At 65.2% G+C, this 18172-nt stretch carries 17 protein-coding genes and 1 tRNA gene; 10 read left to right on the top strand and 8 right to left on the bottom strand.

Annotated elements, in window-relative coordinates; all coding sequences use genetic code 11:
* The 3 genes from acs to JRZ79_RS17010 form a co-directional block, all read right to left on the bottom strand.
* Complete coding sequence (gene acs / locus JRZ79_RS17020; protein WP_205252626.1) at positions 1-2004, bottom strand: acetate--CoA ligase; 2004 nt, start codon at positions 2002-2004, stop codon at positions 1-3.
* Between the two features lie 121 nt (positions 2005-2125).
* Positions 2126-3931, bottom strand: a complete 1806-nt coding sequence (locus tag JRZ79_RS17015; RefSeq protein WP_205252625.1) for a bacterio-opsin activator domain-containing protein — start codon at positions 3929-3931, stop codon at positions 2126-2128.
* Between the two features lie 142 nt (positions 3932-4073).
* Entirely contained in the window at positions 4074-4262 is a 189-nt protein-coding gene (locus tag JRZ79_RS17010; RefSeq protein WP_205251701.1) for a hypothetical protein, read from the bottom strand.
* 212 nt (positions 4263-4474) lie between these two features.
* On the opposite strand from JRZ79_RS17010, the gene JRZ79_RS17005 reads away from it, so the two are divergent.
* From JRZ79_RS17005 to JRZ79_RS16995, 3 genes are all read left to right on the top strand, one after another.
* Complete coding sequence (locus JRZ79_RS17005) at positions 4475-4747, top strand: winged helix-turn-helix domain-containing protein (protein WP_205252624.1); 273 nt, start codon at positions 4475-4477, stop codon at positions 4745-4747.
* Positions 4748-6057: 1310 nt separating this feature from the next.
* Positions 6058-6768, top strand: coding sequence for a hypothetical protein (locus tag JRZ79_RS17000; RefSeq protein WP_205252622.1), 711 nt, complete (start codon positions 6058-6060; stop codon positions 6766-6768).
* Between the two features lie 293 nt (positions 6769-7061).
* Positions 7062-7502: a hypothetical protein gene (locus tag JRZ79_RS16995; protein ID WP_231546353.1), complete on the top strand. Its 441-nt coding sequence runs from the start codon at positions 7062-7064 to the stop codon at positions 7500-7502.
* 491 nt (positions 7503-7993) lie between these two features.
* Here JRZ79_RS16995 and JRZ79_RS16990 read toward each other — a convergent pair whose 3' ends face one another.
* Both JRZ79_RS16990 and JRZ79_RS16985 read right to left on the bottom strand, forming a co-directional pair.
* Complete coding sequence (locus JRZ79_RS16990) at positions 7994-8167, bottom strand: hypothetical protein (protein WP_205252621.1); 174 nt, start codon at positions 8165-8167, stop codon at positions 7994-7996.
* Positions 8168-8568: 401 nt separating this feature from the next.
* A tRNA-Lys gene (locus tag JRZ79_RS16985) sits at positions 8569-8642 on the bottom strand.
* A gap of 172 nt (positions 8643-8814) precedes the next feature.
* Between JRZ79_RS16985 and JRZ79_RS16980 the strand changes: the two genes are divergently transcribed.
* Positions 8815-10269 (top strand): DHH family phosphoesterase, encoded by a 1455-nt coding sequence (locus JRZ79_RS16980; RefSeq protein WP_205252620.1) that lies wholly within the window; start codon positions 8815-8817, stop codon positions 10267-10269.
* Positions 10270-10286: 17 nt separating this feature from the next.
* Here JRZ79_RS16980 and JRZ79_RS16975 read toward each other — a convergent pair whose 3' ends face one another.
* From JRZ79_RS16975 to JRZ79_RS16965, 3 genes are all read right to left on the bottom strand, one after another.
* The gene (locus tag JRZ79_RS16975) at positions 10287-10577 is read right to left on the bottom strand and encodes a PRC-barrel domain-containing protein (protein WP_010902697.1); all 291 of its coding nucleotides are present in this window, start codon (positions 10575-10577) and stop codon (positions 10287-10289) included.
* Between the two features lie 79 nt (positions 10578-10656).
* Positions 10657-11772, bottom strand: coding sequence for a pyridoxal phosphate-dependent aminotransferase (locus JRZ79_RS16970; RefSeq protein ID WP_205252619.1), 1116 nt, complete (start codon positions 11770-11772; stop codon positions 10657-10659).
* A 136-nt stretch (positions 11773-11908) separates the two neighbouring features.
* A complete protein-coding gene (locus tag JRZ79_RS16965; protein ID WP_205252618.1) occupies positions 11909-12814 on the bottom strand; it encodes a hypothetical protein in 906 nt (301 codons plus the stop codon).
* Positions 12815-12930: 116 nt separating this feature from the next.
* On the opposite strand from JRZ79_RS16965, the gene JRZ79_RS16960 reads away from it, so the two are divergent.
* The 6 genes from JRZ79_RS16960 to JRZ79_RS16935 all read left to right on the top strand — a co-directional run bounded on the left by JRZ79_RS16960 (position 12931) and on the right by JRZ79_RS16935 (position 18172).
* Complete coding sequence (locus JRZ79_RS16960; RefSeq protein WP_010902694.1) at positions 12931-13524, top strand: hypothetical protein; 594 nt, start codon at positions 12931-12933, stop codon at positions 13522-13524.
* Positions 13525-13588: 64 nt separating this feature from the next.
* Positions 13589-14125 (top strand): chemotaxis protein CheW, encoded by a 537-nt coding sequence (locus JRZ79_RS16955; protein WP_010902693.1) that lies wholly within the window; start codon positions 13589-13591, stop codon positions 14123-14125.
* A gap of 46 nt (positions 14126-14171) precedes the next feature.
* Positions 14172-14534, top strand: coding sequence for a chemotaxis protein CheY (gene cheY, locus JRZ79_RS16950; RefSeq protein ID WP_010902692.1), 363 nt, complete (start codon positions 14172-14174; stop codon positions 14532-14534).
* Positions 14531-15574, top strand: coding sequence for a protein-glutamate methylesterase CheB (cheB, locus tag JRZ79_RS16945; RefSeq protein WP_136361302.1), 1044 nt, complete (start codon positions 14531-14533; stop codon positions 15572-15574). Before cheY ends, cheB begins: the two co-directional genes overlap by 4 nt.
* A 1-nt stretch (position 15575) precedes the next feature.
* Positions 15576-17582 carry a chemotaxis protein CheA gene (gene cheA / locus JRZ79_RS16940; RefSeq protein WP_205252617.1) on the top strand — a complete coding sequence of 669 codons (2007 nt, stop codon included), beginning with the start codon at positions 15576-15578 and terminating at the stop codon, positions 17580-17582.
* Between the two features lie 2 nt (positions 17583-17584).
* Positions 17585-18172, top strand: coding sequence for a chemotaxis protein CheC (locus JRZ79_RS16935; protein ID WP_010902689.1), 588 nt, complete (start codon positions 17585-17587; stop codon positions 18170-18172).

Genomic DNA, 18172 nt, shown 5'->3' with positions numbered 1-18172 from the left:
TCAGTCGCCGGCCAGCTGGTCCTGAATCGTCTCCACCACGTCGGGGTTCCGGAGCGTCGAGGTGTCCCCGAGGTCGGCGTCGTTTGCGATGTCCTCCAGGAGCCGGCGCATGATCTTCCCCGACCGCGTCTTCGGGAGTTCCGGCGCGAACACGACCGCTTCCGGACGCGCGATGGGGCCGATGGCGTCCTCCACGCTGGCCACGATGCGCTCACGGAGGGCGTCGCTGGCGTCGTGGTCGTCCGTGGTGAGCACGTACGCGTACACGGCTTCGCCTTTCAGGTCGTGGTCGCCGCCGACGACCGCCGCCTCCGCAACCCCCGGCACGTCGACGATGGCCGATTCGATCTCCATCGTGCCCAGGCGGTGCCCGGAGACGTTCACCACGTCGTCGACGCGCCCCAGGACCGTGATGTAGCCGTCGTCGTCGACTTTCGCGCCGTCCTCCGGGAAGTACACCCAGTCCGCGGGGTCGCCGCTGTCGGTGTCGGAGTATACCCGCCAGTACTCGTCGATGAACCGCTCGTCGTTCTCGTAGAGGGTTTGGAGCATCCCCGGCCACGGCTTCTGGATGGTCAGGTGGCCCGCCCGCCCGCCCGCCACGTCGTCGCCGTCGGTGTCGATGACGCGCGCGTCGACGCCCGGCAGTGGGCGGCCCGCCGACCCCGGCTTCATCGTGGAGACGCCGGGCAGCCCCGTGACCATCATGCCGCCGGTCTCGGTCTGCCACCACGTGTCCACGATCGGGCACGACTCGTCGCCGATGTGGGTGTAATACCACGTCCAGGCGCGTGGGTTGATCGGCTCCCCGACGGTCCCGAGCAGCCGCAGGCTGGAGAGGTCGTGGGCGTCGGGGTACTCCACCCCCCATTTCATGAACGACCGGATCGCCGTCGGCGCGGTGTACAGTTGGGTTGCCTCGTAGGACTCGACGAGCTCCCACAGGCGGTCCTTGTCGGGGTGGTCCGGGGCGCCCTCGTAGAGCATCGTCGTGGTGCCAAGCGCCAGGGGCCCGTAGACGATGTAGGAGTGGCCGGTGATCCAGCCGATGTCCGCCGAGCAGAAGTAGGTGTCAGACGGCTTGATGTCCAGGACCGCCTGCGAGGTCCAGGCGGCCCACGAGAGGTAGCCGCCCGTGGAGTGAGTGACGCCTTTGGGCTGGCCGGTGGTGCCCGACGTGTACATCAAGAACAGCATGTCGGTGGCGTCGCGCTCGACCGGCGAGACGCTGGCACCGTCGTGGGCGGCGACGACGGCGTCGTAGTCGTGGTGTGCGGCCGGGCGGTCGTGGTCGAAGCCGTCGCCGTTCGCGCCGAGGCGGTCGACGACGACTACGTCACTGACCGCGTGTGACACCCCATCCAGGCCGTCGAGCGTTTTCGCGTAGTGATCGAGGGGGTCGCCGCGCCGGTAGTAGCCGTCACAGGTGACGAGATACTCCGAGTCGGCGGCGTTCATTCGCGTGCTGAGCGCGTCCGCGGAGAAGCCCGCGAACACCACCGAGTGTGGCGCGCCGAGGCGCGCGCAGGCCAGCATCGCGATCGGCAACTCGGGCACCATCGGCATGTACAGCGTGACGATGTCGTCCTCGCCGACACCCATCTCGCGCAGCCCGGCGGCGAACTCGTTGACCTCCCGGTGGAGCTGGGCGTACGTGTACGTGCGGTTGGCTTCGTCGGCCGGCTCGCCCACCCACTCGATGGCGGCCTCGTCGCCGCGCTCGTCGAGGTGGCGGTCCAGACAGTTCGCGCTCGCGTTCAGGCCGCCGCCCGGGAACCACTCGTAGAACGGCGGGTTCGAATCGTCGAGGACCTGATCGTACGGCGTCTCCCAGTCCAGCAGGTCGGCCGCGCCAGTCCAGCATTCGGGCCAGGTCGCATCGAACTCGTCGTAGATACCCGGGTCGGAGACGTTCGCCTGCTCGACGAACGACTCGGGCGGCGTGAACTCGTCCTGGTCGGTGAGTCGCGCCTCCAGCTCCGGGGTGTCGGTGTCGTTGCTCATGTCCCAGTTGCACCCAAACCAACCATCCTGTTAAGCACGAACGCTAATTATCCTAATTGTCCATTCGGGATCGGGTGCTCGGAACCGCCCCACGACGGTGGGGTGTGTGGACACACCTGGGTTACTGTCGCGTGTCCGGCCAGGGCGTGTCCGGGTCGCAGCCACCATCGCTGTCGATGACCGTCGCCAGCAGCTTCTGCTGGGCGCGCCGCAAGTGGTTGTGCAGCGTGGGGGCTGTCACGCCCATGTCGGCCGCGAGGTCCTCGGCGGTCGACTCCCGGGGCCACTCGAAGTAGCCGGCGTGAAACGCCGCCCGCAGGACCGCCGCCTGCTTGTCGGTGAGCGCGTCGTGCAGCGACGCCCCGTCGCGCTGCCCCGTCTCGTCGCCGCGGGCGCGCTCGCGCTTGGCCGCCAGCGACACGCCGGGGAACGCCGTGGCGAGGGCATCGAGGAGCGCACGCACGTCCGTCTCGGGGGCCACGCCGGCGACGACGCGCTCCCCACCGGGGCCGGCGCTGAGATCCCGGATCGTCCCGCCGTGGCTGACGACCGCCATCGCGAGATCAGCGCCCGGGGCCACCCCGACCGCGAGCACCGCCTCGCCGCCCTGGTCGCGGACCACGCGCACGCTCACGACGCCGTCGTGGTCGTGCAGCCAGTCACGGACGCCGTCCGCGGGTGCGCCGGCGACCCGCACGAAGAACACGAGTGTCTGCCGGTCACCGGGCACGACACCCTCCAGGGAGAGGTCACACCCCTGTTCGATCGCGGTGCGCGCGAACACCGACCCCGCCCGGACCTCGAACGCGACTTCGAGAACGGTGTCCGTCAGCAGGCGGTGGCGCTGCTCAGCCAGCGCGACCGCCCGGCCCACGCGACGCCCCAGGTCCGTGATGAGGGTGCGCTCGCGCTGGCTGAACCGTGCTGTTGACGCCCCCACGGCCAGGACGCCGTGGGCCGCCTCGGGTCCGGCAACCGGAACGACGCCCATCGCCTGAACGCCCGCCGCCGCGGCGTGCTCGCGCAGCGCCGCGACCGCCGGGGCAGCGCTCGCGGCCGGCGTGAACAGCCCTGTCCCGTCGTCGAGGGCGGCTTGCACGAGCGTCGCGCCCGGGGCGGCGCTCGCGTCGTCGCGGATCGCACAGCCGCCGCCCGCGGTCGCGGCAACGGTCACGTCGTCGCGAGTCGTCGGCCGCGCCAGCCACGCCATCTCGTAGGCGTCGCTGGCGGCCAAGGCCTCGCAGACGGCCGTCTCGACGGCCCCCCGAGTGCTCGCATCCGACAGGGCGTCCCCCGCCGCGAGGACGGCGCTGTGCGCTTCATCCACCCGGTCGTGTGCCCGCTGCTCGCTGCGACCCGTCGGCGCTCGCGTTGTGCCGTCGAACGCCCGCGCGATGGCGTCCCGGTCGGCGGCGTCCACCGCGGCGTACTGATCGAGGCTGGCGAGCCGCGACCAGCCGCCGACTGCCGCCACGACACGCGGGTCGACGCCCGCCCCGGTGAGCAGCCGCCTGGCGAAAAACGAGCGCAGGTCCTGGGCGGAGACCCCGTCCAAGCCGGCCGTGTCGGTGCGCCCGGCGACCGCGTTGACCAGCGTTTGGACGCGGCGCGCCGACACGTCGACCAGCGGGTCGTCGTCGGCCAGGCCCGCGGCGTCGGCGCGCCGCCGGATGTCGCGCTCGACCGCGGGCGGGAGGTAGGCGTCGCGGTCGCTGCCGCCGTCGGCACCGGGCACGGCCAGGAAATAGTGTGTGACACCGTCGTGGTCGTGGGGCGCGACATCACACGGGCGGACGCGCGGTATCTCGGCGGACGTCAGCCCGACCTCGCCGGCCAGCCCCACCACCACCGCCTCCCGGGGGGTTTCGGTTGCGCCGCGCAGCTCCCGGTAGTCGGCGTCGGTCACGCGACCGTCAGCCCCACGCATACTTCGTGATTATTTCGAATCCCGAACCATCAACCTTGCGTGGTCGTCCGCGCCGACTGCGCCGGGCTGACGGGGGCGCGAGCCCGGCGACGCAGCCCGCTGGCGGGCGGCGTCGCGGCGTGGCCGCGTCCGAGTGGCGGCGTCAGTCGTCGTCTCGCCCGGCGATGAGGGCGTCGATGTGCGCGGGGCTGATCGAACACCCGCACGGGCTGGCGGTGGCGTCGGTCGGCCCGTGCTGTGTGACCGCCTGCACCCCCCGCCCGCAGTTCGGACAGTCGAAATGCTGTGCGCCGTCGGAACGCTCTTCAGCGTTGTCGGTGGACTCTAGCATGGCTTCTGTAGCCCGAGTACAGGAGCCCGCGCGAGCCTGCTGTTGGTGCAGCGAGGCTCGCACTCTTTCGACACTTTGACTCCTGTACCTAGTCGTTGTGTCTGTCTGCCACTTATTCCTTACCAATAGTTTTGTTTGTACCTCAAACACAAATATACGGGCGTTTCAGGCCATGAAAATAGTAATACGCCCATAGATGACTGACATTCAGTATGCCGAAGCCCCAGTTAGCGTCGTGGATGACGCCCGTGGATAGGGACATCCTCGAACAACTGCAGAACAAGGGGGCCGAGGAACTGATTCTCAACCCCACCGCGATAGCGGCCAACATTGATTGGGGCAGTCAAACCGTCCGCGAACACATGATGGTTCTTCGGGAATACGGATTAGTCGAATACTTCGACGAAGACCGCGCGCTCTACCAGCTCTCCGAGCGGGGGCGAGCATGGCTCAGAGGAGAGATTGCGACCGACGACTTGGAATAGTCGGCAGCGGTAGTTCCAACCGTTTTGTTATTATAACGGCCAGATTATTACTAACTACAAACATTCACTCCGGAAGGTGATTCAGTTCGTATGAGCATGAATACCAATATCAACGCCACTGAGAGTACCGTACAGAGCATATTGTGGAGAAACGTTCGGTTCAAAATCCCCAAATACCAGCGGCAGTACTCATGGATCGAAGAACAGACACTCGCCGATTCTAGATACGTTAACTGGGAACACGAAGACCTCTACAAGATAACCATGTGGCGCCAACTCTACTTACGAGGCGAAGTGGACGCGCAGAATCAGCCGAGACCGTGGTCGGGGAGGGTTTTCACATGGTGAATGGCAATCCATTACCGATTTTAGCTCAGCAGAGTGGAGGATCAGCTACCTACCCAGACTGGTTGATTGCTATCCTGATTTTAATCTCTTTTTTTAGTGGCGCAAATAAAATAATGGATAGAATGGGCCAGAGAGTGCCCATTTACAAAATGTCTGCGGAGGTATTTACGCCTCATTATCCCAATTCCAGAAATACTGAATCAACTTCGACGTTTAGAAGGGTGCGATTGGTCGGCGAAAAAAAAGAAAGCTCGGCTATATCCTTATGGTGGGACTGTCGGTTGCTGTTCCGTACCAACTCTCCGAAGTATTGCAGCCAGCATCTAAGCTTGCGAGGATTCCAGCTTATTTAACTGCCATTATTGTCGCATACGAGGCTGGTGGACCTGTGGTATCTTTCAGCTTTGGCCTATTGGATCTGGTTGAAAAAGTAGCTGCTGAAATTATTAATTCTGGACCTGAAAATTTAAAACATCCAATTTTTTATCATGGGGGTAAGGGGGGTTTTCACAGCAATTATCATAGTTGGCATTGGACGCGTGTTGTAGGGCGCATAAACATCCAGAATTTATTTCTCCGGTGTAGAAAGTGGGTCCTCGCGAAGGTATCCCGAGAAACACTTCGGGCTCGTACGTGATTCGGGCAGTTCCGAGAACTCGCTTTGAAAGCGGCTGTCAGAAATGTTGCCCTCGCTATCTACTGGTTCAGCGCAGGTGTCCGTATTCAGGTTCTCGTTGAACTGTGACTCCCTTCTGTTGGTGCTCTCTGTATCCTCCTGGCCACCCTCACGCTTGGTCCCGCGAATTCCGTGAACGCGTGGTGGCCGCCACAGTCTCCCCCTTTGAACAGGCGCTCAAACAGTGCTCTCCACGCCGTCATCGGAGTCAACAGCCCAGATCCATGCGGAACCGATCCTGTTATTGACCAAAATCCATACAAACGCTAGACCAATAGCTGTTGATATGACCGACCGCCCTCCTCGACTCGCGCTCGTTATACTCGCACTGTGTTTACTCACGGTTCCATTCTGGGCACCCCTGTTGGACGTCACAGGAACCGAGCACGAGTACAGTGCCACACAGCTCACTGTTGAAGACGACCGAGTACAGGTTCAGCAAGACTCACCGAGGCTCAAACAGATCAACGGACTCGATTGCTTCAGGGAGCGGTCCCCGACTCGGACCTGTGGGTTTGAATCCGCGCTGCTCACTGAGCGCTCACGTTCCGCATCGTATCCCGGTGTCCGGCACGTCGACGGAGACCCGTCGCTTGCTGCCCGAGATCGGTATCTTGCGTTCCCCGGTGACGGACGTGTCTTCGAACGTGTCACCGGCTGGAACGAGTCGGCGCAATCATATCGTCTCAGCGTAGAGCGAGTAAACGCCTCACAGGCGGTAGCGGACGTTTCGCACCCCGTTGATCAGTACTCGCCAGCAGTCCAGCGGGCGGTTGAAACCGGGGCGAGCAAGTCTCAGACGGATCTACGAGAAGCGGTTGTAGTCAACGCTAGCGGCCGATATTATGCGGTGTACACCTCCGGCACGACGTCGCTCCTCTCCGAAGCGCCAGGTTCGGAACGTGTGCTCGAATTCTTGGCGGTCATCACCGGTGCCGTGCTGTTGTTCAGGGCGGGCGCGATGGGGAACGAGCCAGCGTCCGGGGACGGCGATTAAGTAGCCGTTCCTCTCATCTAGCGTGGGTCGGCTAGTCCTGCTCTGTTGAATCCGGCGATAACACGGGGATCGCGATCGACAGAGACGCGATTGTCTCGATATCCCCCGACGAGGAATTGGATCGATTTACTCGTGATCTCGATCATCACGCTCTCTGCGAAGGCTCCATCTCGGAACTCACAGCGCTCCTGAGAGAGCACAGAGCAACCTCATCCCAACATCGTCTGCGGATTCAACGGATATAAATCAAAGCAGTCAAAAGGTTTATGAGTGTGGTGGTGAATCTATCGGTTATGTCCACGGAACAAGCCACCCCTTCGATCAGTGAGGTGGGGTATAGACGTATAATACTGGCATTCGGTGCCTTTTGGGGGGCAGTACCGGCACTCAGCATGTTAGACATCACTGGCTCGTTATCGGCGTTAGTAGCGCCGTCACAGGCGCACGCTTTGGATGTGTTCAGTCAACTGTCACGATCACAGGAAACGTACGCCATCGGTGTTGTGATGACGGTCCTCCTGGCTGTCCTCTACGAACTCGACAGTCGGAAACTCGATCAGGTTGGCGAGGGGGTGCCCCTAGCTTGGTCCTATGCCCTCATCGCGCCCCTCTCCGTCGTTCTTGTGAGGCAAATTCCGCTGTTGGCTCTACTCGGAATCCTTGCTGGCCCGCCCATTTCGGCCCTCGTATACGTGTTCCAGCGAGGCCGCGTCGGAACGGTCGACCCGAGCTAACAGCGAACACGTACTGACGGCCGACACGATGCTGTCGGGCGGCCGATCTTCGTTTCTCGATACTGTGCCCTCGCAGTGGATTACGGGAGCCACCCAACGGTGGAACAGATTTGACGATCCTAGCCCGTTTTCGGCCCTACGGTTCCACCATACAATCAGCTGGTGGGCAGCGAGACGCCGTATGGTATGCTCCGCAAGGGCAGGAACGATCCCGGTGGCGTGATGCAACGCACTCCGCCTCAGCACTCGGAGCTTGTGTCACCGTCCGCGTCTTCACTGAGCCCCCGACCGCAAACTGACGTGGTTCCTGGGCGATTTGGCATCCAGGAAACCCCGAGCGGCGCAGCCAGCCACCCGAGATCAGCGCCGCAGACGACCTGCTTTGTCCTGGCTGCCGGACGGTTGGTGCGTTCGTAGAACGAGACGACACACGCAAAACCCCGACCGAAGGCCACCACGCCATCGAACTGCGGCGCCCATCTGGAGGGGTCTCACGCCGACGTGGTGTACACCTCGGCCCAGAGAAATGCAGCACCCATGCCAACGTACAGAAGCCCCGACACCGAGTATCCGAGGTTGCTGTTCCACGCAAACGAGGCAACCTGGATGAGACCAACAGCGATCAGTGCCAGCCCGAGGACTGTCTTGGCTCGCTGACTCACCATGCAGGCCGGAGCACCGCACCCCGGATTAATCTACTGCCTGTCAACAGCACGACCGCATCGCTCGTTCCCGAGTCGCCGACGCCGATGAGGTCCCGGCAACGCGACAAGGTCGTGTCTCGAAACGCGTTGTCACGGACGCACGTGGGAAACGCGATGTGGGTATTGAACAGGCTTGGCCTGGTGATCAGAGCGTCACAGCACCGACTCACCACTCCGTCGCGGTTCTCGATCCCGAGCTGTCCTGTGGTCCGTCCTGTAATGTGGATCGGTCAGGCCGGGCGCGCCGGGACACCGCGACGCCGAGTGGTACGGGACATACTCTCTGGGCGGGTGGCGCGGTGGTCCAACCGGTACGAGCCAGCAGGCGCTATCAACCAACGCTGTGTTCGGCTTCGAGAAAGCGGGCCGGGCGCGATTTGAACACGCGACCGACGGATTAAGAGTCCGTCGCTCTGCCAGACTGAGCTACCGGCCCGAACGCATCCCCATATTACCGGCTGGCACTCAAATACGTTCTGATTCGCGGCAACTGACCGACGGGAGTTGACATACGCGGTGGGCCCGACGGCTGCGCTGCCCACTCGCGGACGTGTCGTCGGCTAGCGGTCGGAACGCGTAAGTGACGGCCGCCGCAATCCCGTGACAACATGAGCAGCCGGGCCACCATCTCCTCGATGTCCACCTACGCGATCCTTGGCTGTGGCAGCGTGGGCCACGCTGTCGCCGAGGAGTTGGTCGAACGTGGCAAAGACGTTCTCATCGTTGACAAGGACGAATCCCGCGTGGAAGCGCTGCGCGATCAGGATCTGAACGCGCAGGTGGCAAACGTCCGCGACCAGGAGGTCGCGGCGCTGATCGACACGCGGGATGTCGTGTTGGTGATGGCGTCTGACGTGGACGCAAACGAGGCCGCAGTCAAGAACATCCGCGCCCGAAACGACGACCAGTTCGTCGTGGTGCGGGCGAGCGACCCGGTGACGAGCGACGAGCTCACCGAGCTCGGCGCTGACGTGGTCATCAATCCGTCGTCGGTGATCTCCGACGCGGCGCTGCGCGCCCTGGAGTCCGGGGAGCTCGAATACAAGGCCCGCCAGCTCGCGGACGTCGTGTCGGGGACCGAGAGCGGGTTCGCGATCATCACTCACGACAGCCCCGACCCCGACTCCATCGCGGCCGCCGCGGCGCTGCAGGCCGTCGCCGGCCATCTCGGTGTGGACGCCGAAATCCTCTATTTCGGGGACATCGGCCATCAGGAGAACCGCGCGTTCGTGAACCTCCTGGACATCGAACTCACGCCGTACAGCGACGTCGACATCGACAACTACGACACGATCGCGCTGGTCGACCCCGCGAAAGCCGGGGCGGTGTCGATCGACCGTGATGTCGACATCTTCATCGACCACTACGAGCTCGAAGACGAGTCGCTCACCGCCGAGTTCGCCGACGTGCGGCCGAGCGTCTCCGCGACCTCGACGATCCTCACCAAGTACATCCAGGAGTTCGACCTGTCGGTCAGCCAGACGGTCGCGACGGCGCTGCTCTACGGGATTCGCGCGGAAACGCTCGATTTCCGCCGGGACACGACGCCGGCGGACCTGACCGCGGCCGCCTACCTCTACCCGTTCGCGGATCACGACACGCTCGAACAGGTCGAGTCCCCGAACATGAGCCCGGAGACGCTCGACGTGCTCGCGGAGGCGATCGCGAGCCGCGAGGTCCAGGGCAGCCACCTGGTGTCGAACGCGGGGTTCATCAGCGACCGGGACGCGCTCTCGCAGGCCGCCTCACAGCTCCTGAACCTCGAAGGCATCACGACGACCGCGGTGTTCGGGATCGTCGACGACACGATCTACCTGGACGCCCAGTCCAAGGACATCCGGCTGAACATCGGCCGGGTGTTGGCCGACGCGTTCGTTGACATCGGCGACTCCGCGGGCCACTCCACGCAGGCCAGCGCGGAGATCCCGCTGGGCATTTTCACCGGCATCGAGACGACCGAGGAGAACCGTGAGACGCTGCTGGATCTCACCGAGGAAGCCGTCACGAGGAAGCTCTTCGACGCCATGGGCGTCGAATCGGAGAGCGCGAACAACGGCAACTAGCCCGCAGACCGCCCGGTTCAGACTGCGATCTCGCTGTCCGCATCGTCGCCCTCGTAGCGCTCGACAACGTCGTTGATGAGGATGATGTCGCCGACCGCACGCACCCACCGGTAGGGAACGATCACGCCTTTCTGCCCGGTCATCTGTGCGGCGAACAGGTCGGCGTTGAGCTCCGTGAGTGCGAGCCCCGTGACGGCCTCCGCGTTGAGGTTCAACTGGATGTCTTCGACTTCGCCGACGAACACGCCGTTGTTCGAGTACACCTCGCGACCGACCAGCGAGGTGATCTCGTCTGCGTCTGCGTCCATGCTACCTGGGTAATGCGGGAGGCCCTTAAGTCTTCAAGCCGCGGCCGACCGGCGTCAGACGGCTGTCCGTCGGGCGATCCTACGGGCCGTCCGCGAGCACGCCCGCCAGTGCGTCCAGGGCCGCGACGGCGTGGTCCGGTGTGCGGCCGAGGCTGACACGGATCCGGCCGGGATCGTCGAAAAACCGGCCCGGAACGACCAACACACCCTCCGACCAGGCCGCCGCCGCGACCGCGTCCCCGTCCGCCTCGCGCGGGTCGAGGAACGCGTACGGCGCGCCCTCGTGGACGGTGCCGGCGACGAGGTCGTCGTGGGCGTCGCGGAACGACGCCAGCAGGCCGTGGTTTTCGGCCACGAGGGAGCGCGCGCGGTCGGCGAGCGCGTCGCGGTTGTGCAGCGCCCGCATCCCCAGCGCGCGGTTCGACGCGGCGGGCCCCGGGATGTGCCGGAGCACCGACCGGGCGCGATCGACGAACTCGGCGTCGGCGATGAGCCAGCCCACACCGCTGTCGTGCAGCCCGAAGAACTTCGTCAGTGACCCGGTCACGACTGCGGAGTCGATCCCGACCGCGGTCGGCCCGCCGAAGGGGCCGTCGCCTGCCGTCTCGGTGAACGGCGCGTACACTTCGTCGACGAGCAGCCGCGCGCCCACCTCTCGGGCGCGGGCCGCCGCGTCGGCGAGCGCGTCCACGTCCGCGAGGCGACCGCTGGGGTTGTGCCGGTTCGTCACAGTGACCACCTGGGTGTCCTCGGTCGCGGCGGCCGCGATCCGGGCCGGCGAAATCCGGTAGTCGTCGTCGGCCGGCCGGAGGACGCGGTTGGTCTGCCCACCGACGGCCCGGGGGGCCGCCACCAGCGGCTCGTAGCCGGGCTTCTCGACGAGCGCCGTGGGCGTTCCGCCGTCACCGTTCTCGTCGGTGCCGGCCGTCGGGTAGAGCGCCGCCGCCGTCGCGACGAAGTTCGCCGTCGATGCGCCCGGAGTCACCAACACCTGTTCCGGGTGGACGCCGTACTCGCCTGCGATCTGGGTTTCGAGGGTTGCGCCGGCGGGCGGATCTGACAGCCCCGCGAGCGGCTCCGGAACCACCGCGGGCTGGCGGTCGCGGTCGCCGCGCAGGGCGCTCGACCCGAGGTCGTACAACGCGACCTCGGGCCGGCCGGAAAGCCAGTCGATGTACTCCAGCCGTGGGAACATACCAGTGGGGTCTGTGCTGGCGGGTGAAATGCCTTGTCGGTCGCGCTGCGGGACTCCCGGATCCTGGCCGTTGCCGTCGGTGCCACAGTCCCGCACCGACAGTCCGGCCGGTCCCTCCGTGAGCGCCCGCTTGCGATCACCTGAGCGCGAACGCGACCGCCGAGCGGTCCAACACCAACAGGGAATGATACCGCAGGAACGTCATCGAGACCACGCTGACGGCGGCGACCGCTACCACGCCCACGACCCCTGTCACAGCGAGCACGGCTGCGCCGCCCCCCGAGACCGCGCCCGCGAGCAGCGCGCCCGCGCCGAACGGCACCACGATGACAGCAACACAGAACCCCACCGCGATGCTCGCGCCGAACAGCAACACCGCTTTCACCAATACGTAGACCGCGAACTCCTGCCAGTCGGCGCGCACAACCGGTGAGAGCCGTCGCCACCCCTCGCGCACACCGCAGCCGTCGGCGGCCATCAGCGGCACCACGAACGCCGTCGTGAACTCCGACGCGAGCGCCGCGCCGACACCGATCACCACACCCAGGGGCAGCGTCACCACCAGCGCCAGCAGCCACCACGCCTGGTCGAACGCCAGCGCCGCGCCGATGGGGCTGGCAACGAGCGCAGTCGCCACCAGCCCACACCCGACGATCACGATCCGAAACGCGAGCAGCCGAAGCCCGGCGGCGAGGTGGGCGCGGAAGGGGGCCGCGATGCGGACGACCTGGGAGCGCGCGGCAGCAACCAGCACGAACTCCATCACCGCGCCGAGGGCGGCTGCCACGGTAGCGACCACCACCACAGTAACGCCGATGGCGGCCACGGCCAGACGGATCTCCGCGGTGGTCACTGCCTGCGCCACGTTGATTACGGCGTTGGGGGGCGCGTCCACGGAGACGGTCGGCGTCTGGGGAGCCGACAGGCCCGCGAACAGCGTGATCACGGCGAGCCGGCTCCACACGCCGAGATCCAACGGCGTCAGCAACGCCCGAGTCTCTGCGAGTGCGTCGTCGAGTGCACCGACGGCGTCCCACGTCATGGGTCGTGAGTCGGTGGCCGGGATGAAATGTGTGCTGCCGGCGGGTGCCCGACCAATGACAGCACCCCGTCACGATTGCGACAAGACTTTAGCCCACAGGTTGCCAACTGAACAGCATGGTATCCGGTGGCGACCAGGACGACGACGACCGCGTGCTCTCCCCCGACGAGCTTGCCATCGAGGAGCAGGACGAGGTCGCGGCCATCGGCGAGGACCGGTACGTCATCGGGCCGGACGGACCGCCGAGCGCGCCCGCCGACGGCGCAGCCGAGGGTGGCGCCCCACAGCGAGAGCAGCCCCCACAGGGTGACCGCGGTGGCGGGAACACGACGGAACAACCCCCCGAGCCACAGATCACCGGCCGGGACGTCAAAGAGTGGCTGGCCGAGGAGTTAGACACCCACGACAGCAAGTACGCCTACCACATCGCCTCGAAGTACGGCGACGACATCTCCCACCAGCAACTCGCAACCGACGACGTCGGTGCCGCGTTCGACGGGTTGCTCGTGTGGTACGCGCGCCAGCTCGCCGGGTCGACGTCGATCGATCGCGCGCTGGGCATCCTTCTGGGGGAGTCGAGCGTGCAGGTGAAATATCCCACCAAGCGACTGATCGCGTACCTGGAGGCCAACGACCTCGGTCCCGACGACTCGATCAAGGATCTGGTGCAGACCGTCGACGACGAGGACGGCCTCAAATTCCCCCGGTAGCGCTCCCGTCGGGGTGTGATGCGCGAAACAGTTTTGAGGCTGCTGCCCCCTGAGTAAATCAGTGATGAACCTCGAAGACGCCGACCGGGTGGTCGAGGAGGCCGCACACGTCGTCGAGTTCAAACTCGGCGACGAGGTGTGTGCGATCGACATCGCGGCCGTCGACAGCATCGTCGAGTCGAAGCAAGTGACGCGTGTGCCCCGGGCGCCGGACGCCGTCGAGGGGGTCATGGACTTGCGGGGTGAAACCACGGCGATCGTCGATCCGCGGGAGTTCCTCGCGATCCACGGGGACCACGACTCGGACAACATTCTGGTGCTCGATCGTGCCGACGACAAACAGAAGATCGGGCTCCGTGTGGCGGAAGTCACTGAGGTGTCGGGCTACGCGGAGCACCAGATCGACCGGGGCAGCCGCCTCGACCGCATCGGCACGTCGGCCATCGAAAGCGAGCTCGTCCGCGGCGTCATCCGAAAAGGGGCGACGCCGCCGGGCGAGGCGGACGCCGCCGAGGAGGACGTGGCGCTCGTGCTGTGGTTGGACATCGACAAGCTCATCGGTTCGGTGTCGGCAGACGAGACCATCGACAATCAGGTCTGATAATCGGTCAGTTGGGTTTATTAGCCCCTTGGCACAACGAGAGGGCATGGCGAAGCAGGTCTTACTGGTCGACGACTCCGAGTTTATGCGGAATCTCCTCCGGGAGATTCTTGAGGAGGAGTTCGAGATCGCTGACGAGGCCGAGAACGGGGTTGAGGCCGTAGAGATGTACAAAGAGTACGATCCGGATCTCGTGATGATGGACATCGTGATGCCCATCCGAGACGGCATCGAGGCCACGTCCGAGATCAAGGAGTTCGATGCCGGGGCACACATCATCATGTGCACCAGCATCGGCCAAGAGGAGAAGATGAAAAAGGCGGTGAAAGCCGGTGCTGACGGCTACATCACGAAGCCGTTCCAGAAACCGAGTGTGATGGACGCTATTTCGGACGTGCTCACCGCATGACAGAGGCACTGGTGGTCGACGACTCGCATTTCATGCGCACGGTCATCAGCGACATCCTCGAGGACGGCGGGGTCGACGTCGTCGGGACCGCCGAGAACGGCGCACGCGCCCTGGACGCGGTTACGGACGTCCAGCCGGATGTCATCACGATGGACGTCGAGATGCCCGAAATGGACGGGATCGAGGCGACCGCGGAGATCATGCGCGAGCAGCCGACGCCGATCCTGATGGTGTCCGCGCTCACCACCGAGGACGCCGACGCCACCCTAGAGGCAATGGAGAAAGGCGCGATCGACACGTTCGCGAAGCCCGGGGGCACGATTTCCACGGAGCTGTCGGGGCACAGCGAGGAGTTGGTGGCGGCGGTCGAGCGCGTCGCGAGCGCGGACCCGACTGCGGGCCACGACGTCGAGATGGAGCCGGCGTCGCCGCCGGACGCGACCACCAGCGAGTACGCGAACAATCCGACGCTGCTGATCGGCGCGTCGACCGGCGGGCCGAACGTCGTCGAGTCGATCCTCGCGTCGCTCCCGGCGGAGGCTGACTTCCGGGTGTTGATCGTCCAGCATATGCCCGACCAGTTCACGTCCCGGTTCGCCGACCGGCTGGACGCGGCGAGCCAGTACGACATCACCGAGGCGGAGGACGGCTCACGGATCGGTGGCGGCGAGGGGCTGGTCGCGCGCGGCGACTACCACATGCGCGTCTCGGGGTACTCGAACGGCCGACTGCGGGTGCGATTGGACCAAAGCGAGCGCCTGCACAGCGTCCGGCCGGCGATCGACGTGACGTTCAAGAGTGCGGCCGAGCGCGTTACCGACCCGCTCGTGTCGGTCGTACTGACCGGAATGGGCAGCGACGGAGCGGACGGCGTGCGTGCCGTGAAAGACGCCGGCGGCGCGACGCTCGCGCAGAACGAAGCCACGAGCGCCGTGTTCGGGATCCCCGAGCGCGCCATCGAGACGGGATGCGTTGACGACGTGTTGCCGGTCGATCAGCTAACTGAAGCGATCGCGGATTCGATACGGAGGACGACGTGACATGGACGACTACCTCGAAGCGTTCGTTCGTGAAGGCGAAGAACACGTAACCAGCCTCAACAACGCCCTGCTGGAGCTGGAGTCGGACCCGGGCAACGAGGAGGCGATGGACGAAATATTCCGGACCGCCCACACGCTGAAGGGGAACTTCGGCGCGATGGGCTTCGAGGACGCAAGCGATCTCGCCCACGCCGTCGAGGACTTGCTGGACGAGATGCGGCAGGGCAACCTCGAAGTGACCTCCGACAGGATGGACCGCATCTTCGAGGGGATCGACGGCATCGAAGCCTGCCTCGACGAGATCCAGGCCACCGGTGACGTGGACCGAGACGTCACCGGCACCATCGAGTCGGTGCGGGCCGTGCTGGATGAGGTCGACGAGGACGGTGGCAGCGACACCACCACCAGCAGCGGCGACGCCGGCAGCCCGGCCGGCGACGGTGACGTGGACGCGACGCGGGTCGTCGACGCGGACACCATCGACGCCGCCGAGGACCCCGTCTACCACATCCACATCGACATGGGGGACTCCCAGATGAAAGGCGTCGACGGGATGTTCGTACTCGAGGAGGCCACGGAGGCCTTCGATCTGCTCGGGGCCGAGCCGTCGCCGGACGCGATCAACGACGGCGAGTACGGTGACGGCTTCGAGCTGGTCGTCGCGACGCCCAGCGACGAGGTCAGCGACACCGTGGCGGCGTTCCCCAAGCTGTCGGACGCAACGGTCACCGCCGTCGGCGACGACGAGCACGCCCCAGACGCCGACAGCGGGACCGAGGCGGACGCCAGCGCCGACGACGATGCGGACGACGCCGGGACGACCGCCGACAGCGGGAGTTCCAGCGGCGGGTCCTCGGCGATCGACAACACGGACACGGAGATCCAGTCGGTTCGCGTGGACGTCGATCAGCTCGACGAGCTCCACGGGCTGGTCGAACAGTTGGTCACCACCCGCATCAAGCTCCGGCGGGGCATGGAGGAAAGCGACCGCGAGGTACTCGACGAGCTGGACGAGCTGGACAAGATCACCTCCAGCCTCCAGGACACCGTGATGGACATGCGGTTGGTCCCGATGAAGAAGATCGTCGGGAAGTTCCCCCGTCTCGTTCGGGATCTGGCCCGCGAGCAGGACAAGGACATCGACTTCGTCGTGGAGGGCGACGACGTCGAGCTCGACCGCACGATCCTCACGGAGATCAGCGATCCGCTGATGCATCTGTTGCGGAACGCGGTCGATCACGGGATCGAGAAGCCGGCGGTGCGCGAGGACAACGGCAAGGACCGCGAGGGGACGATCACGCTGTCCGCCGAGCGCGACCGCGATCACGTGCTCATCCAAGTCCGAGACGACGGCGCCGGCATCGACCACGACACGATGCGAGAGAAAGCCATCGAGAAAGGCGTGAAAACCCGCGAAGAGGTCCAGGACATGCCCGACGACGACGTCGAGGATCTGGTCTTCCATCCCGGGTTCTCGACCAACGACGAGGTGACCGACGTCTCCGGGCGCGGGGTCGGGATGGACGTGGTCAGGGATACGGTGACGCGACTCGATGGGAGCGTCTCCGTCGACAGCACGCCCGGCGAGGGAACGACGTTCACGATGACGCTGCCGGTGACCGTCGCCATCGTGAAGGTGCTGTTCGTGGAGAGCGGTGGCGAGGAGTACGGCATCCCGATCAAGACAGTCGACGAGATCTCGCGGATGAAGTCCGTGAAATCAGTCGACGGCGAAGAGGTCATCACGTACGACGAGACGGTGTACCCGCTGGTTCGACTCGGCGACGCGTTGAACGTCCCCGACGAGACGCGGAACGGCGACGGCATGCTCGTCCGGATCCGTGATTCGGAGCGACAGGTCGCCGTGCATTGCGACGACGTTCGCGGCCAAGAAGAGGTCGTCGTCAAGCCCTTCGAAGGCATCCTCTCCGGGATTCCCGGGCTGTCCGGGGCGGCCGTCCTCGGCGAGGGTGACGTGGTGACCATCCTGGACGTGGCTACGCTGTAATCATGAGCACAATGATCGACATTCGGCGGTTACAGACCGTCAACGAACTCGCCCGGGAAGGAGCGTCGACGGTCGCCGAGAACATGAGCCAGCTGACCGGCGTCGAGACCCAGATGCAGATCACGAAGATCAACGTCATCGACGTCGAGGACCTCGGCGCACACCTGGGAGCCGCCAAGCAGGTGGGCGTGAGCGTGCCGCTCAAAGAACAGCCCTACGGGTCGGTGCTCGTGTTGTTCGACGACGAGAGCGCACGCCGTGTCGCCGGAACGATGATGGGCGGCATCGAGAGCGAAGGCGGCGGCTACAGCGACATGGAGCGGTCCGCGATCCGTGAGGTCGGGAACATCATGACAAGCGGGTTCATCGACGGCTGGGCGAACGTGCTCGGCCGCACCATCGACATCTCCACGCCACAGCTCATCCGGGCGTCCGGCGAGGACATTGCGAGTCATTGTGTCGACCCCGGCGAACACGAGATCGCGATGGTGTTCGACGCGGAGCTACACGCCCCAGACGCGAACGTCGAGGCGAAAATCTACTCGTTCCCCGACATCGAGGCGTTCGTCTCGATGATCAACAGTATCTAA

It is taken from the genome of Halobacterium sp. BOL4-2, assembly GCF_016917835.2.
Classification (GTDB): Archaea; Halobacteriota; Halobacteria; order Halobacteriales; family Halobacteriaceae; genus Halobacterium; species Halobacterium salinarum.
The sequence above is the reverse complement of the archived record's forward strand: the minus strand, read 5'-3'. Positions and strand labels throughout refer to the sequence as shown.

What these genes read in the sequence shown, in the direction of transcription:
- JRZ79_RS16995 (WP_231546353.1), top strand. Translation starts at nt 7,062, where the DNA reads ATGTCCACGGAACAAGCCACCCCTTCGATCAGTGAGGTGGGGTATAGA.
- JRZ79_RS16990 (WP_205252621.1), bottom strand. Translation starts at nt 8,167, where the DNA reads ATGGTGAGTCAGCGAGCCAAGACAGTCCTCGGGCTGGCACTGATCGCT.
- JRZ79_RS17015 (WP_205252625.1), bottom strand. Translation starts at nt 3,931, where the DNA reads ATGCGTGGGGCTGACGGTCGCGTGACCGACGCCGACTACCGGGAGCTG.
- JRZ79_RS16975 (WP_010902697.1), bottom strand. Translation starts at nt 10,577, where the DNA reads ATGGACGCAGACGCAGACGAGATCACCTCGCTGGTCGGTCGCGAGGTG.
- cheY (WP_010902692.1), top strand. Translation starts at nt 14,172, where the DNA reads ATGGCGAAGCAGGTCTTACTGGTCGACGACTCCGAGTTTATGCGGAAT.
- JRZ79_RS16980 (WP_205252620.1), top strand. Translation starts at nt 8,815, where the DNA reads ATGAGCAGCCGGGCCACCATCTCCTCGATGTCCACCTACGCGATCCTT.
- JRZ79_RS16965 (WP_205252618.1), bottom strand. Translation starts at nt 12,814, where the DNA reads ATGACGTGGGACGCCGTCGGTGCACTCGACGACGCACTCGCAGAGACT.
- JRZ79_RS16935 (WP_010902689.1), top strand. Translation starts at nt 17,585, where the DNA reads ATGAGCACAATGATCGACATTCGGCGGTTACAGACCGTCAACGAACTC.
- JRZ79_RS17010 (WP_205251701.1), bottom strand. Translation starts at nt 4,262, where the DNA reads ATGCTAGAGTCCACCGACAACGCTGAAGAGCGTTCCGACGGCGCACAG.
- acs (WP_205252626.1), bottom strand. Translation starts at nt 2,004, where the DNA reads ATGAGCAACGACACCGACACCCCGGAGCTGGAGGCGCGACTCACCGAC.
- cheA (WP_205252617.1), top strand. Translation starts at nt 15,576, where the DNA reads ATGGACGACTACCTCGAAGCGTTCGTTCGTGAAGGCGAAGAACACGTA.
- cheB (WP_136361302.1), top strand. Translation starts at nt 14,531, where the DNA reads ATGACAGAGGCACTGGTGGTCGACGACTCGCATTTCATGCGCACGGTC.
- JRZ79_RS16960 (WP_010902694.1), top strand. Translation starts at nt 12,931, where the DNA reads ATGGTATCCGGTGGCGACCAGGACGACGACGACCGCGTGCTCTCCCCC.
- JRZ79_RS17005 (WP_205252624.1), top strand. Translation starts at nt 4,475, where the DNA reads ATGCCGAAGCCCCAGTTAGCGTCGTGGATGACGCCCGTGGATAGGGAC.
- JRZ79_RS16955 (WP_010902693.1), top strand. Translation starts at nt 13,589, where the DNA reads ATGAACCTCGAAGACGCCGACCGGGTGGTCGAGGAGGCCGCACACGTC.
- JRZ79_RS16970 (WP_205252619.1), bottom strand. Translation starts at nt 11,772, where the DNA reads ATGTTCCCACGGCTGGAGTACATCGACTGGCTTTCCGGCCGGCCCGAG.
- JRZ79_RS17000 (WP_205252622.1), top strand. Translation starts at nt 6,058, where the DNA reads ATGACCGACCGCCCTCCTCGACTCGCGCTCGTTATACTCGCACTGTGT.